The sequence below is a fragment of the Aminobacter aminovorans genome, assembly GCF_900445235.1.
Taxonomy (GTDB): domain Bacteria; phylum Pseudomonadota; class Alphaproteobacteria; order Rhizobiales; family Rhizobiaceae; genus Aminobacter; species Aminobacter aminovorans.
Map to the genome: position 1 here is coordinate 3,424,692 of NZ_UFSM01000001.1, position 12,952 is coordinate 3,437,643.

14 protein-coding genes are annotated in these 12,952 nt (G+C 63.0%); 5 read left to right on the forward strand and 9 right to left on the reverse strand.

Annotated elements, in window-relative coordinates:
- Positions 1-2: 2 nt before the first annotated feature.
- Together DY201_RS16855 and DY201_RS16860 are read right to left on the reverse strand one after the other, a co-directional pair.
- Entirely contained in the window at positions 3-608 is a 606-nt protein-coding gene (locus DY201_RS16855; RefSeq protein WP_115732182.1) for a flavin reductase family protein, read from the reverse strand.
- A gap of 5 nt (positions 609-613) precedes the next feature.
- Positions 614-1,198, reverse strand: a complete 585-nt coding sequence (locus DY201_RS16860; protein ID WP_115732183.1) for a nitroreductase family protein — start codon at positions 1,196-1,198, stop codon at positions 614-616.
- 139 nt (positions 1,199-1,337) lie between these two features.
- Here DY201_RS16860 and DY201_RS16865 point away from each other — a divergent pair, with 139 nt between their 5' ends.
- Positions 1,338-2,306, forward strand: a complete 969-nt coding sequence (locus tag DY201_RS16865) for a hypothetical protein (RefSeq protein ID WP_115732184.1) — start codon at positions 1,338-1,340, stop codon at positions 2,304-2,306.
- A 95-nt stretch (positions 2,307-2,401) separates the two neighbouring features.
- Here the strand turns inward: DY201_RS16865 and thrS are convergent, their stop codons facing one another.
- The 4 genes from thrS to DY201_RS29090 form a co-directional block, all read right to left on the reverse strand.
- Positions 2,402-4,378 carry a threonine--tRNA ligase gene (gene thrS / locus DY201_RS16870; protein ID WP_115732185.1) on the reverse strand — a complete coding sequence of 659 codons (1,977 nt, stop codon included), beginning with the start codon at positions 4,376-4,378 and terminating at the stop codon, positions 2,402-2,404.
- 155 nt (positions 4,379-4,533) lie between these two features.
- Positions 4,534-5,382 (reverse strand): class D beta-lactamase, encoded by an 849-nt coding sequence (gene blaOXA, locus DY201_RS16875; protein WP_115732186.1) that lies wholly within the window; start codon positions 5,380-5,382, stop codon positions 4,534-4,536.
- A 156-nt stretch (positions 5,383-5,538) separates the two neighbouring features.
- Positions 5,539-5,901, reverse strand: coding sequence for a membrane protein insertion efficiency factor YidD (yidD, locus tag DY201_RS16880; RefSeq protein ID WP_165915955.1), 363 nt, complete (start codon positions 5,899-5,901; stop codon positions 5,539-5,541).
- 96 nt (positions 5,902-5,997) lie between these two features.
- On the reverse strand, positions 5,998-6,162 hold the full coding sequence (locus DY201_RS29090; RefSeq protein ID WP_165915954.1) for a hypothetical protein: 165 nt from the start codon (positions 6,160-6,162) through the stop codon (positions 5,998-6,000).
- Between the two features lie 94 nt (positions 6,163-6,256).
- On the opposite strand from DY201_RS29090, the gene DY201_RS16885 reads away from it, so the two are divergent.
- Positions 6,257-7,198, forward strand: a complete 942-nt coding sequence (locus DY201_RS16885) for a LysR substrate-binding domain-containing protein (RefSeq protein ID WP_115732188.1) — start codon at positions 6,257-6,259, stop codon at positions 7,196-7,198.
- Here DY201_RS16885 and DY201_RS16890 read toward each other — a convergent pair.
- Positions 7,180-7,608 carry an iron-sulfur cluster assembly scaffold protein gene (locus DY201_RS16890; protein ID WP_115732189.1) on the reverse strand — a complete coding sequence of 143 codons (429 nt, stop codon included), beginning with the start codon at positions 7,606-7,608 and terminating at the stop codon, positions 7,180-7,182. The genes DY201_RS16885 and DY201_RS16890 overlap by 19 nt on opposite strands.
- Positions 7,609-7,844: 236 nt before the next feature.
- On the opposite strand from DY201_RS16890, the gene folE reads away from it, so the two are divergent.
- From folE to DY201_RS16905, 3 genes are all read left to right on the forward strand, one after another.
- Positions 7,845-8,486: a GTP cyclohydrolase I FolE gene (folE, locus tag DY201_RS16895; RefSeq protein ID WP_115732190.1), complete on the forward strand. Its 642-nt coding sequence runs from the start codon at positions 7,845-7,847 to the stop codon at positions 8,484-8,486.
- Between the two features lie 37 nt (positions 8,487-8,523).
- Positions 8,524-8,979 carry a phosphoribosyl-AMP cyclohydrolase gene (gene hisI, locus DY201_RS16900; RefSeq protein ID WP_115732191.1) on the forward strand — a complete coding sequence of 152 codons (456 nt, stop codon included), beginning with the start codon at positions 8,524-8,526 and terminating at the stop codon, positions 8,977-8,979.
- 84 nt (positions 8,980-9,063) lie between these two features.
- On the forward strand, positions 9,064-10,029 hold the full coding sequence (locus DY201_RS16905) for a patatin family protein (protein WP_115732192.1): 966 nt from the start codon (positions 9,064-9,066) through the stop codon (positions 10,027-10,029).
- A gap of 13 nt (positions 10,030-10,042) precedes the next feature.
- On the opposite strand, the gene recJ is transcribed toward DY201_RS16905, so the two are convergent.
- Together recJ and glpX are read right to left on the reverse strand one after the other, a co-directional pair.
- The gene (gene recJ, locus DY201_RS16910) at positions 10,043-11,833 is read right to left on the reverse strand and encodes a single-stranded-DNA-specific exonuclease RecJ (RefSeq protein ID WP_115732193.1); all 1,791 of its coding nucleotides are present in this window, start codon (positions 11,831-11,833) and stop codon (positions 10,043-10,045) included.
- Positions 11,834-11,889: 56 nt separating this feature from the next.
- Entirely contained in the window at positions 11,890-12,864 is a 975-nt protein-coding gene (glpX, locus tag DY201_RS16915; RefSeq protein WP_067961708.1) for a class II fructose-bisphosphatase, read from the reverse strand.
- Positions 12,865-12,952 lie beyond the last annotated feature (88 nt).

Sequence of the window (12,952 nt, forward strand, 5' to 3'; positions counted from 1 at the left end):
GCTCAGTCTTCCCACCGCGGCCGCCGCATCGAGAAGATAGCGTCGATCGTCGAATAATCCATGTAGCCGAGGCGCGAGACGTTGCCGGCCCTGACGACATCGAACAGTCCGTCGGTCAGATAGGCTTCGTCGATATGGATGCCGACGACCTCGCCTATGACGACGATGGCGCCGGTCTCCTGGCCATTCAGGCCCTTGGGCCGGAAGATCTCGGTGACTTTGCATTCCAGTGCCGCGGGCGCTTCAGCAACGCGCGGCGGGGCGACAAGCTGCGATGGCGCCGGTGTCAGCCCGGCATAGTCGAACTCGTTGACACCGCGCGGCGCGTTGACCGAGCTCTTGTTCATCTTCTCCGCAAGGTCGCGCCCGACGAGATTGGCGACGAACTCCCTGGTTTCGCCGGCAAAGGTTGCACTGTCCTTTTGTCCCTCGGAGGAGAACCAGACCAGCGGCGGCTTGCCGGACAGCGCATTGAAGAACGAATAAGGGGCGAGGTTGACCGCCCCATCCTTCGCGATTGTCGAAATCCAGCCTATCGGCCGCGGCGACACCAGCGCCTTGAATGGATCATGCGGCAGGCCGTGGCCATTCGACGGCTCGTAGAACACCTGGGCTAGCCCTCCCACGGCCCGGAATAGTCGGAAGTGAGTTTCGCCACGTCAGGACGCGGGCGCTCCTGTCCGGCGCCGTCATAAGAGCCGATGTGGATGAAGCCAATGACGCGCTCATGCGGCGCGAGCCCGAGCAGCGCCCGCCCCTCGTCGCAATCCGAGTACCAGTTGGTGATCATGTTGGTGCCATAGCCCAGAGCGTTGGCGGCAGTGATCAGGTTCATCGCGGCCATGCCACCCGACAGGAACATTTCCCACCCGGGGATCTTGGGATGCTCCTTGGGGCTCGACACGACTCCGATGACCAGCGGCGCGCGCGAAAAGCGGGCGAGTTCCTGGTTGCGCCGGCCTTCCGGCAGCGGCCCTTCCCGACGCTCGGCCAAGTCAGCCAGCTTCTGGCCGATCTCGATGCGTGCATCGCCGCGATAGAGGATGAAGCGCCAGGGCTCCAGCCGGCCGTGGTCCGGCACGCGGCTTGCGGCGGCCAGAATGATCGCGATCTCGGCGTCGGACGGTGCCGGTGCACGCAGTTCGGGGATCGGCGCGGAATTGCGGTTGAGCAGGAAGTCGATGATCGGCGATGTCACGGCGCGGGCACTCCTTGAATGTTGGGCTGAAGCGCCTGTCCGTAAATGGTGGCTGCTCTGGCATCGGCGCAGTGCGGTTGAGAATCCATCGCGCCGGAATAGCCTTGAAATTGCCACCGCCTTGGGCTTCAAACAAGGGATGTCTAGGGGACGCTTCCGCTTTTTCGCGCCGATTCTGGTTGCCGCGCTGTTTACAGTGCAGCCTGCGGCCGTTTTCGCGCAGGACGGAGCCGCGGCCATCGATGGCCTGAGCCTTCCCGGCATATCGAGTTTTGCCTCGCCGCGCGGCGACGAGCCGCTGGCGACGGGTGCGCTTGGCGAAATCACGCTGACCGCGCAACTGACCGACAAGGGCAGCGACATCGGCCGTGGCCTGGTCTGGCGCGTGTTCAGCCCCGAGGCTGGACCTGACGGCAAGCTGCCTCTGGTGGCCTCGGCCCAAGGCGGCACCAGCATGTTCCAACTGCCGCCCGGCAGCTACCTCGTCCATGCCTCCTACGGCCGTGCCGGCGCCACCAAGCGCATCACCGTCGGCAAGCAGGGCAAGCGCGAGAGCCTCGTGCTCGATGCCGGCGGCCTCAAACTCGACGCTGTCCTTTCCGGCGGCGTTCGAATCCCGCCGGCCAAGCTCAAATTCTCGATCTTCGAGGCCGACGCTGGCAGCGATGGCGAACGTGCGCTGATCATCCCCAACGTCGCGCCGAATTCGGTGGTACGGCTCAATTCCGGCACCTATCACGTCGTCTCGACCTATGGCAGCGTCAACGCCGTCATCCGCTCCGACATCCGTGTCGAAGCCGGCAAGCTGACCGAAGCGACGGTCGAGCACCGCGCCGCCGACGTGACCTTCAAGCTGGTGCGCGAAGCCGGCGGCGAGGCCATTGCCGACACATCCTGGTCGGTACTGACAGAATCCGGCGACCCGCTGCGCGAAGCGGTGGGCGCGTTTGCCTCGATGGTGCTCTCGGAAGGCGACTACACCATCATCGCCAAGAACCGCGACCGCATCTACCAGCGCGACTTCACCGTCGTTGCCGGCCGCAACCAGGACGTCGAAGTCGTCGCCTCCGAAGATGCCGCGATCGACCCCAACGAAGGCGCCGACTAGGCTTCAGCAAGTCGTCTGACTTCCGGACCTCTGAACCGAAAAGGGCGGCATCGAGCCGCCCTTCTTGCTAGTCTCAGGCTGTAGGCCCGTTTATCTCAGGCGGTAAGCGCGCGGCGCCTGTCCGGCGTCATCGCCTCGTCAACGAGGGCTGCGACGGCTTCGTCGAGGCCCATCGACACCTGGTCGCGCGAACCGAGACGGCGGACATTGACTGTCGCCTCCTCAGCCTCGCGCTTTCCGCAGACGAGAATGACCGGGACCTTGGCCAGCGAATGCTCGCGGACCTTGTAGTTGATCTTCTCATTGCGCAGATCGACCTCCGCCGACAGGCCGGCAGCCTTGAGCTTGGCCGCGACCGAACGCGCATAGTCGTCGGCGTCAGAGGTGATCGTCGTCACCACCACCTGCTGCGGCGCGAACCACAGCGGGAAGTGGCCCGAATAGTTCTCGATCAGGATGCCGAGGAAACGTTCCATCGAACCACAGATGGCGCGGTGGACCATGACCGGCTGCTTCTTCTCGGAATCCGAGCCGATGTAGAAGGCGCCGAAGCGTTCGGGCAGGTTGAAATCGACCTGGGTCGTTCCGCACTGCCATTCGCGGCCGATCGCATCACGCAGGACGTATTCAAACTTGGGGCCGTAGAAGGCACCCTCGCCCGGATTGATCGACGTCTTGATGCGGTTGCCGGACTGCGCTTCGATGGTCTTGAGCACGTTGCCCATGATCTCTTCTGCGTGATCCCATGCCTCGTCGGAGCCGACGCGTTTGTCGGGCCTTGTCGACAGCTTCACCGAAATCTCGTTGAAACCGAAATCGGCATAGGTCGACAGGATCAGGTCGTTGATGCGCAGGCACTCAGCGGCGAGTTGTTCCTCGGTGCAGAAGATATGCGCGTCGTCCTGGGTGAAGCCGCGCACACGCATCAGCCCGTGCAGCGCGCCCGACGGCTCATAGCGATGGACATTGCCGAATTCGGCAAGCTTGACCGGCAGGTCGCGATACGACTTCAGCCCATGCTTGAATATCTGCACGTGGCCCGGGCAGTTCATCGGCTTCAGCGCAAAAACGCGGTCGTCGTCGGTGTCGTCACCGGCAACCGTCACCTTGAACATCGCGTCGCGATACCAGCCCCAGTGGCCCGAGGTCTCCCACAGGCTCTTGTCGAGCACCTGCGGCGCATTGACCTCCTGATAGCCCTGCTGGTCGAGCCGGCGGCGCATGTAGCTGACGAGGTTCTGGAACATCTTCCAGCCCTTGGCATGCCAGAAAACGACGCCCGGACCTTCCTCCTGGAAGTGGAACAGGTCCATCTCACGGCCGAGGCGGCGGTGGTCGCGCTTCTCAGCCTCTTCCAGCATATGGAGATACTGGTCGAGCTGCGCCTGGTCAGCCCAGGCCGTGCCGTAGATGCGCGTCAGCATCGGGTTGTTGGAATCGCCACGCCAATAGGCACCGGCGACCTTCATCAGCTTGAAGGCGCTGCCGATCTGGCCGGTCGAGGCCATGTGCGGGCCACGGCACAAATCGAACCAATCGCCCTGGGCGTAGATGTTGAGGTTCTGATCCTCAGGGATCGCATCGATCAGTTCGAGCTTGTAGGCCTCGCCCTTGTCGCGGAACACCTGCTTGGCCTTGTCGCGGGACCAGACCTGTTTGGTGAACGGCTTGTTGCGGCCGATGATCTCGCGCATCTTCTTTTCGATCGCCGGAAAATCCTCGGGCGTGAAAGGCTCGTTGCGGGCGAAATCGTAATAAAAGCCGTTGTCAATGACAGGGCCGATGGTGACCTGGGTTCCGGGCCACAGCTCCTGCACGGCTTCCGCCAGCACATGCGCGGTGTCGTGGCGGATCAGCTCGAGCGCGCGCGGGTCGTCGCGGGTCACGATCTCGACCTTGCCGGACTTGCCGAGCGGGTCGGAAAGGTCGCGCACGGTGCCGTCGACGGCATAGGCCACGGCCTTCTTGGCCAGCGACTTCGAGATCGACTCGGCGAGTGCAGCACCGGTCATCGCCGCGTCGTAGTCGCGGACGGAACCATCGGGAAATGTCAGGGAAACGGAATTCGACAAAGCTCTTCTCCTATCCAGTCCCGCAAACGAGCGCGGGTGGTTAAAAACCGGAAGCGTCCGGCAGCGAGGGGTCTTTTAGGGGGAGTTTTCGGGCTCGTAAAGCCAAACAGCGGCGCTTCGAGCGCCGCTGTTGTCATATCAGAGCAGCGTAGGGCCTAGTTGGCTAGCTTAATCAGCCCCGGCAGGTCGACGAGGAAGTTGGCGCGTACCTTGGGCCCGAGGAGTACCGGGCTCTTACCCTCGTTGACGAACAGCCGGGCAAAGATGACCTTTCGTCCGTCCTTTTCGGCCCAGCCGACGAACCAGCCGAACGGCCTGTTGCGATTTTGGGCGCCGGCCTTGTTGGTCAACCAACCTGTGCCGGTCTTGCCCTGGACCTTCCAGTCGCCGGCGTCGAACGCCGGCAGGATCGCGCCGGTCATCTCATTTGCCCTGGTGGAAAGCGGCAGCTTGCGGTCGAGAATACGCTTGATGAACGCGGCCTGCTCGTCAGGGGAAATCTTCAGCGACGAGCTCAGCCAGGAGTGGGTCAGACCATCCTTCTTGCCCGGATTGCCCGTAATGTCGCCATTGCCATAGGCGAAGCCTTGGACATAACCGGCAAAACGCTCGTTGCCGAGCTTGCGTGTGATTTCCTGCGAATACCAGACGACTGAATCCTTCTCCCAGATCGTCGGGTCGACGGGCCTGTGGTCGCGCTTGACGGCGTTGAACTCGGGCTTGTAGTCCCAGCGCGGCGTGTGCGCGTCGGTCAGGATGCCGGCATCGTAGCCCATCAGCGCCAACGGCACCTTGAAGGTCGATGCCGGGCTGACACGCCGGTCGCAAGTGCCGTCTCGGCGCAGCGTGGCGCCACTCTGGGCATCGATGATCAGCGTGCATTCGAACACCGGCTTAAGTGCCGGAACATTGGCGGCCCTCTGCGCCTGGGCAAAGGGTGTTGCGGCAAGCAAAGAAAAGATGGCGAAGATCGAAGATCGACGAAACGAAGCAAACACTGTCATGACATCCTCTGTCGGTTGGCGCCAAAGGACTATGGACGGCAATTGTCTCGAATATGGCTCAAATTGGACTGAGCTGTCTTAGCCTGATCAAACGGTAAACCGGAAAATATCGGCATTAACTGATATGCCGCATTGGGCGAGACGGACCGCGTCCGCTCATTGCCCCGATGGCCGGCGACCGATCAGCCAATAGCGCCACGGCACGTACCAGACATAAGTTGCGCCAAGGCTCTCCGGCACCCTGTCGATGCCATGGGTGCCCCATGGGCCGCAGCGCAGGACGCGAAACAGCCCCATCCAGCCACCGGCCCACAAGCCATGACGCGCGATAGCCTCATGCGCATATTCCGAGCAGGTCGGCATATGCCGGCAGGAATTGCCGATGAAGCCGGAAAGCGTCAGTTGGTAGAGCCGGACCAGGGATGTACCAAGCAGTCGGCCCGGCGTCTTGCGCCACTGTCCGGCCCAGTTGCGGCTGCGCGCTGCTGTGCCGTGTGGATGGTCGTGTCCGTGATCCATCATCTCCGCCGGATCGGAATCTATTCGCTATAGATGTCCATTCCGCCATGCAGACGCAATGTTCGACATCTAGGACCTCGCCGCTGCGGCGCCGTGTCACGCATGCCAGCCAAGCTTCGTCCTGCGGTGGGGGCACCGCCGTTGCGGAGCGTCGAGTTGAAGCCGGTCGGCGTCGCAGCGCTTTGTTCTTTGGGTGGCATGGTCGGCCTGGAAGGTCGCGATGCGGAACATCTCGGCGTATGCGTTGAAGAGCGTTGGCATGGTCTTGCCTCCTTGGATGGGAGGATTAGACCGCCTCTAGCCGTCCCCTTCAAACGAGTATAACGTCCAGTTTGGATAACTTGAGATTATGCGAATGAACCGCGGGCGGCTTCCGCTGACGGCATTGAGAAGTTTCGAGGCTGCCGGGCGGCACCTGAGTTTCAGCCGCGCAGCCGACGAGCTGTTCGTCACCCAGGCCGCCATCAGCCGCCAGATACGCGAGTTGGAGAGCTTCCTGCGCCAGCCGCTGTTCGTGCGCTACCACCGCCGCGTCGAATTGACCGAGCCGGGACAGAAGCTGCTGCAACAACTGGTCAAGAGCTTCGACGACATCGACCGACGGCTTTCTGAACTGGCGACAAGGCCCTCCCTTTCGATGGTCAGTGTCAGCGCCGAACCGGCGCTTGCCGCCAGCTGGCTTCTGCCGCGTCTCAATAAGTTTCGCGAGATGCGGCCCGACATCGAAATCGCGCTCGATGTCGACCCGCGTTTGATCGACTTCCGCAGCGACCAGGCCGAGCTCGCATTGCGCTTCAGCGCGCACAACAGCGCGTGGCCACGCAGTGAGTCGGAGCTGTTGGGGATGGTCGTCGATTCACCTGTTTTGTCACCGGCGCTGCTGGCGTCAGGCCCGCCCCTGCAATCCCCCGCCGATCTGCGTCGCTACACGCTGCTGCATGAGGAAAATCGTCAGGGTTGGGCACGCTGGTTCGAAGCAGCGGGTGCCGGCGAAGCTCCGGTTCCGGAGCGAGGGCCATTACTGGCGGATGCCGCATTGTCGAAACAGGCGGCGATGCTCGGCCACGGCGTCGCCCTTGGCGACCTGTTGCTGGTCTATGAGGAGCTTCAGGCGGGAACGCTGGTCAAGCCGTTCGAGACCAACGTCGTGTGCGGAGGCTACTGGCTGGTGGCAAAGAACCTGGCCAAGCTGTCAGAGCCGGCGCAGTGTTTCGCTGAGTGGATCAAGGCAGAGTTCGCCGAAAGCCTTGATATCCTGGACAATTGCCTCGCTGCCGCCTACCTGCGCTCGATCTGACCGATCGCATCGACCACGGCATCGAAAGTCAGCATCGTCGAGGCGTGCCGCGCCTTGTAGTCGCGAACCGGCTCGAGATACTTCAGGTCGCCGAACCGGCCCTCCGGCGGCGTCCCGCCTTCCTTTAGCATGCGCAGCATGGCGTCACGCACGGCCCGCAATTCGTCGGCGCTGGCACCGACGACGTGCTCGGCCATGATCGACGATGACGCCTGGCCCAGCGCGCAGGCTTTCACCTCATGGGCGAAGTCGGTGACGATGCCGTCCTTCATCGCCAGGTCGATCGTGACAGTCGACCCGCACAACTTCGAGTGCGCCGTGGCCGTCGCATCGGGGTGATCGAGCCGGCCGAGCCGGCCGATATTGCCGGCGAAACCGAGAATTTTCGTGTTGTAGATGTCGTCGATCAACTTTTTTCACTCTGAGTGCATGTGATGAACAACTCTTGTCGCTGACGCATCTTTCAATCGTCGTCTTCCCCCATATATAATGGGGGCGCTCGCCTCCCGACAAGGCAGATGAACAGACATCGGGAGAAGAGCAAGATAAGCAGCTTTGGGTACGGCACTCGTTCCGGTGGTCCCTAAAGTGGCTGTGTCCGTTCAACTCGTCCCTGCTCTGACAGGGACTACTGGAGACGCCTGATATGGATGCCGTTGCCAAGAAGCTGATGCCGCAATCAGCCTATATGGATAAGCCTGCGACCGACCGCCCGACCGAAGCGGAGGTCGAAGCCGCTGTGAAGGTCCTCCTGCGCTGGACCGGCGACGATCCACAGCGCGAAGGCCTGATCGACACGCCCAAACGCGTGACCAAGGCTTTCCGCGAAATGTTCAATGGCTACGACATGTGCCCGGCCGACGAGCTTGGCCGTACGTTCGAGGAAGTAGCCGGCTACGACGATATGGTCATCGTTCGCGACATCAAGTTCCATTCCCATTGCGAGCACCATATGGTGCCGATCATCGGCAAGGCCCATGTCGGCTATCTGCCGGATGGCAAGGTTGTCGGACTTTCCAAGATCGCCCGCGTCGTCGACATCTTCGCCCACCGCCTGCAGACGCAGGAAGCGATGACGGCGCAGATTGCCGGTGTCATCCAGGACGTGCTAAATCCGCGCGGTGTCGCCGTGATGATCGAGGCCGAGCATATGTGTATGGCCATGCGCGGCATCCGCAAGCAGGGTTCGACAACCCTGACCTCCACTTTCACCGGCGTTTTCCGGGATACCCCCGAAGAACAGGTCCGGTTCGTGACCATGGTGCGAGCCGGCGGCGGCGGGATCTGATCCCGCTTCGCCGGAGCCCCGACTTAGGACCCCGGCGATGACCTTGCAGTTTCCCGAAGCTTCCAACGACAAGCGCGCCCTCGAAGAGGGCGAGTTGTTCTCGCCGCGTTTCGACGTCAACGGCCTTGTCACCGCCGTGGTGACCGATGCGGCCGATGGCCTGCTGCTGATGGTCGCGCACATGAACGCCGAGGCGCTGGCCCTGACCATCGAAACCGGCATTGCCCATTACTGGTCGCGCTCGCGCAACGCGCTTTGGAAAAAAGGCGAAACTTCGGGAAATCTGCAGCACGTCCAGGAGATTCGCACTGACTGCGACCAGGACGCGGTGTGGCTCAAGGTAAAAGTCAGCGGCCACGACGCAACCTGTCACACCGGCAGGCGTTCCTGTTTCTATCGGACAGTGGTGCACGAAAACGGCATAGCGATACTCAGTGCGGATGGCAGCAATCCACTGTTCGATGTCGACGAGACCTACCGCAAGAAAACGTGAACCGGCTACCTGTTCCAGAACACAGAGATTCACGATTTTAATACGGGTCGGGAGTAGTCTGTATTTGGGAACAGGGAGTGTGTGATGCTCGAATGGGCGTCGTTTTATGCGCGCCAGAATGTCCGGGAGGCCAACGGCTTTTCTTCCGGCACGAGTTCGAACGTTCCTGAACCAGCAAGGCAGAACGGAATTTCACTAGCGCTCGGCGGCGGTGCGGCGCGCGGCTGGGCTCATATCGGCGTGCTGCGCGCTCTTGATGAAGCCGGCATCCGCATCAACATGATCGCCGGCACTTCGATCGGCGCCCTGGTCGGTGGCTGCTATCTCGCCGGAAAGCTTGACCAGCTCGAGGAATTCGCCCGCAGCCTGACCAAGCGCCGTATCTTCGGCCTGTTCGACTTCAAGCTCGGCGGCAGCGGGCTGTTCGGCGGCATGAAGCTCGATTCGCGTATGCAGCAGCATATGGGCAGCGTCACTTTCGAGGATTTGCCCAAGCCTTTCGTCTGCGTCGCGACCGAGATCCGCACCGGCCATGAAATCTGGCTTTCGAGCGGTTCACTGATCAAGGCGATGCGGGCGTCCTACGCCCTGCCCGGTGTGTTCGAGCCTGTCACCTGCAACGGCCGCGTGCTCGTCGACGGCGCGCTCGTCAATCCGGTGCCGGTTTCGGTCTGCCGTGCCAACGAGCAACCCTTGGTCGTTGCGGTCAACCTGCATTACGACCTGTTCGGCCGCGCGGCAGTGATCAAGCACAGCGCTGGCGAACTGGTGGTCGAGCGTCCGGCAGCACCGGGAGAGAACTCCACTCAAAGCGAGCGCGAGGCACGGCTCGGCATTACGGGTGTCATGGTCGAAGCTTTCAACATCATCCAGGATCGCATTTCCCGCGCACGCCTCGCCGGCGATCCGCCTGATCTGTCGATCCAGCCCAAGCTTGGCCTGATCGGCCTGTCCGAGTTCCACCGCGCCGACGAGGCCATCCGCCTCGGTTACGAGGCGACCAAGGCGCAGATGGAAGAGATCCTGAGGCTTCAGGCGGTTCTCGGCTAAGACCAATTCTCGGTCAAGGACCGGCCAGCGACGCGTCGACGATCCTGAACTGGGCGGTACGACTGCCATTCCAATGATTGACCGAAATCGAGCCGGCGACGTGGATCGCACGGTCGCGGTTCCGGAACAGGAAATCGCCGAGCGGCGTCTCCGCCGCTCTGAACGCCATCGCCTGCACCTTGCCGCCGCTTTCCGAACGCAGATCGATGCGGATATGCGCGTTGCCGACCAGCCGGGCATCGGCGATGCGGTGCCTTGGCAGAACAAAAACGGGCGGGACATGCCCTGCCCCGAACGGTCCGGCCTTCTCCAGCGCGTCGACGAGGTTCAGCGTCGCGCCTTCCGCGGCCAGCGCACCGTCGATCTTCAGGCTTTCCTCATCCTGCAGGCGGAACACGTCCGCTGCGGCGCGCTGCTCGAAGAAGGCGCGCAATTCGCCCAGCTTGGCGCGCTCGACTGTGATGCCGGCCGCCATGGCGTGGCCGCCGCCCTTGACCAACAGTCCGGCATCGACGGCCTCGCGCACCAGTCGGCCAAGGTCGAACCCTGAAACCGAGCGACCGGAGCCTGTGCCAACGCCATTCGGGTTGAAGGCAATTGCAAAAGCCGGGCGGCGCGCGTGGTCCTTGAGCCGCGAGGCCAGCAGGCCGACGATGCCTGGGTGCCATGTGGTGTTCGCTGTGACAAGCACAGCCGGCCCCGGCCCGGCGCCAATCTCGGCATCGGCCTCGGCGCGCGCCTCGGCCAGCATCTCCGTTTCCATCGTCTGCCGCTCCTGGTTCAGGCGGTCGAGCGTTTCGGCAATCGTTCCGGCTTCGACCGGATCGTCGGTGGCAAGCAGCTTGCTGCCCAGGGCCGCATCGCCGATGCGCCCGCCGGCATTGATACGCGGCCCGAGCAGGAACGACAGGTGGAAAGTGTTGAGCGGCTCGCCTATGCGTGCCACCCGGGCAAGTGCCGTCAGCCCGACATTGTTCTGCTGGCGCATGGCCTGCAGACCCTTGACGACGAACGCCCTGTTCACGCCGGTCAGCGGCACGACGTCGGCAACTGTCGCAAGCGCTGTGAGATCGAGCAGCTTGAGCAGATCGGGACGCGGCGCGCCAGGCATTGCCTCGCGCATCACCTTGGCCGTCTGCACCAGGGCCAGGAAGGTGACGCCGGCGGCGCAGAGATGTCCCTGGCCGGAGAGATCGTCGTCGCGGTTCGGATTGACCACGGCAACGGCATTCGGCAGCGCCCCGCCAACCTGGTGATGGTCGAGCACCACGACATCGGCGCCGGCCTCGTTGGCCGCGTCGATGGAGGCGGCGCTGTTGGTGCCACAGTCGACAGTGACGATCAGGCTCGCGCCGCGCCCGATAAGCTCACGCATGGCATCAGGGTTCGGGCCGTAACCTTCGAAGATGCGGTCGGGAATGTAGATCTCGGACTCGATACCGAAATGGGTGAGAAAGCGTTTTACCAGCGCCGACGAACAGGCGCCGTCGACGTCGTAGTCGCCGAAGATCGCCACCTTCTCGTTGCGCAGCACGGCATCGGTAAGGCGCGATGCCGCCTTGTCCATGTCGGTCAGCGAGGCCGGATCGGGCAACAGGTCGCGGATCGTCGGGTCGAGGAAACGCTCGGTGTCCTCGGGCAGCACGCCGCGCCCGGCAAGCACACGGGCGACGATGTCGGGCACGCCATGCCCCTGGGCGATGGCGAGCGCCAGCATGTCCTGGCGTTCGGTCAGGCGATGCTCCCAGGAAACACCGGTGGCCGAACGCCTTACGCCGAGAAAGTTACGCTTTTCAGTCGCCATTCAGTTGAGGTCCACCCGCTTCGGATCGACAATAGGCGACCGCAACAGGCGCGTAATCAGAATTTTTCCAGATCCTGGTGACGTGCCTTGATCTCACGCACCGTCTTGGACGACGAGCGCAGCACGATCGTGTGGGTGGTGATCGAGTCACGGCCAAACTTGACGCCGGCAAGCATGTTGCCGTCGGTGACGCCGGTGGCAGCGAACAGCACGTCGCCGCGCGCCATTTCCTCGACGCGGTAGACCTTCTTGGGGTCGGTGATGCCCATGGTGGCGGCGCGCGCGACCTTCTCGGGGGTGTCGAGCATCAGGCGGCCAAGCATCTGGCCGCCGGTGCAGCGCAGCGCTGCCGCAGCCAGCACGCCCTCGGGCGCACCGCCGGTGCCGAGATATATGTCGATGCCGGTTTCCTCGGGATCGGTGGTATGGATCACACCGGCAACGTCGCCGTCGCCGATCAGGCGGATGGCAGCACCGGTCTCGCGCACGGCCTCGATCAGCTTGGAATGGCGCGGACGGTCGAGGATGCAGGCGGTGATTTCTTCAACCGGCACGCCCTTGGCCTTGGCAACGCTGGCGATGTTGTCGGCCGGCGAAGCGTCGATGTCGATGACGCCCTCGGGATAACCCGGGCCGACGGCGATCTTGTCCATATAGACGTCGGGCGCAAACAGCAGGCTGCCCTTTTCGGCAATAGCGATGACGGCAAGCGCGTTGGGCAGGTTCTTGGCGCAGATGGTGGTGCCTTCAAGCGGGTCGAGCGCGATGTCCACGTCAGGGCCGCCAGAGCCTACTTCCTCGCCGATGTAGAGCATCGGGGCTTCGTCGCGTTCGCCTTCGCCGATGACGACGGTGCCGTTGATGGCGAGGCGGTTCAGCTCCTGGCGCATGGCGTCGACCGCGACCTGGTCGGCGGCCTTCTCGTCGCCACGTCCGCGCAGCCTGGCTGCAGCCACGGCGGCCCGCTCGGTGACACGCACGAGTTCCATGGTGAGAATCCGGTCGAGGCCGGCTACAACGCTTTTCGCCATAATACTGGGTCCTGAAGTCGATGAGTTCGGAGCGCCCAAACCGGGCCGGCTCTTATTGTCAAACCCGCATGACAACGGCAAGACCTGT

What these genes read in the sequence shown, in the direction of transcription:
- recJ (WP_115732193.1), bottom strand. Translation starts at nt 11,833, where the DNA reads ATGGCGACTGAAAAGCGTAACTTTCTCGGCGTAAGGCGTTCGGCCACC.
- blaOXA (WP_115732186.1), bottom strand. Translation starts at nt 5,382, where the DNA reads ATGACAGTGTTTGCTTCGTTTCGTCGATCTTCGATCTTCGCCATCTTT.
- glpX (WP_067961708.1), bottom strand. Translation starts at nt 12,864, where the DNA reads ATGGCGAAAAGCGTTGTAGCCGGCCTCGACCGGATTCTCACCATGGAA.
- hisI (WP_115732191.1), top strand. Translation starts at nt 8,524, where the DNA reads ATGACCTTGCAGTTTCCCGAAGCTTCCAACGACAAGCGCGCCCTCGAA.
- DY201_RS16905 (WP_115732192.1), top strand. Translation starts at nt 9,064, where the DNA reads ATGCTCGAATGGGCGTCGTTTTATGCGCGCCAGAATGTCCGGGAGGCC.
- DY201_RS29090 (WP_165915954.1), bottom strand. Translation starts at nt 6,162, where the DNA reads ATGCCAACGCTCTTCAACGCATACGCCGAGATGTTCCGCATCGCGACC.
- DY201_RS16885 (WP_115732188.1), top strand. Translation starts at nt 6,257, where the DNA reads ATGAACCGCGGGCGGCTTCCGCTGACGGCATTGAGAAGTTTCGAGGCT.
- yidD (WP_165915955.1), bottom strand. Translation starts at nt 5,901, where the DNA reads ATGGATCACGGACACGACCATCCACACGGCACAGCAGCGCGCAGCCGC.
- DY201_RS16865 (WP_115732184.1), top strand. Translation starts at nt 1,338, where the DNA reads ATGTCTAGGGGACGCTTCCGCTTTTTCGCGCCGATTCTGGTTGCCGCG.
- folE (WP_115732190.1), top strand. Translation starts at nt 7,845, where the DNA reads ATGGATGCCGTTGCCAAGAAGCTGATGCCGCAATCAGCCTATATGGAT.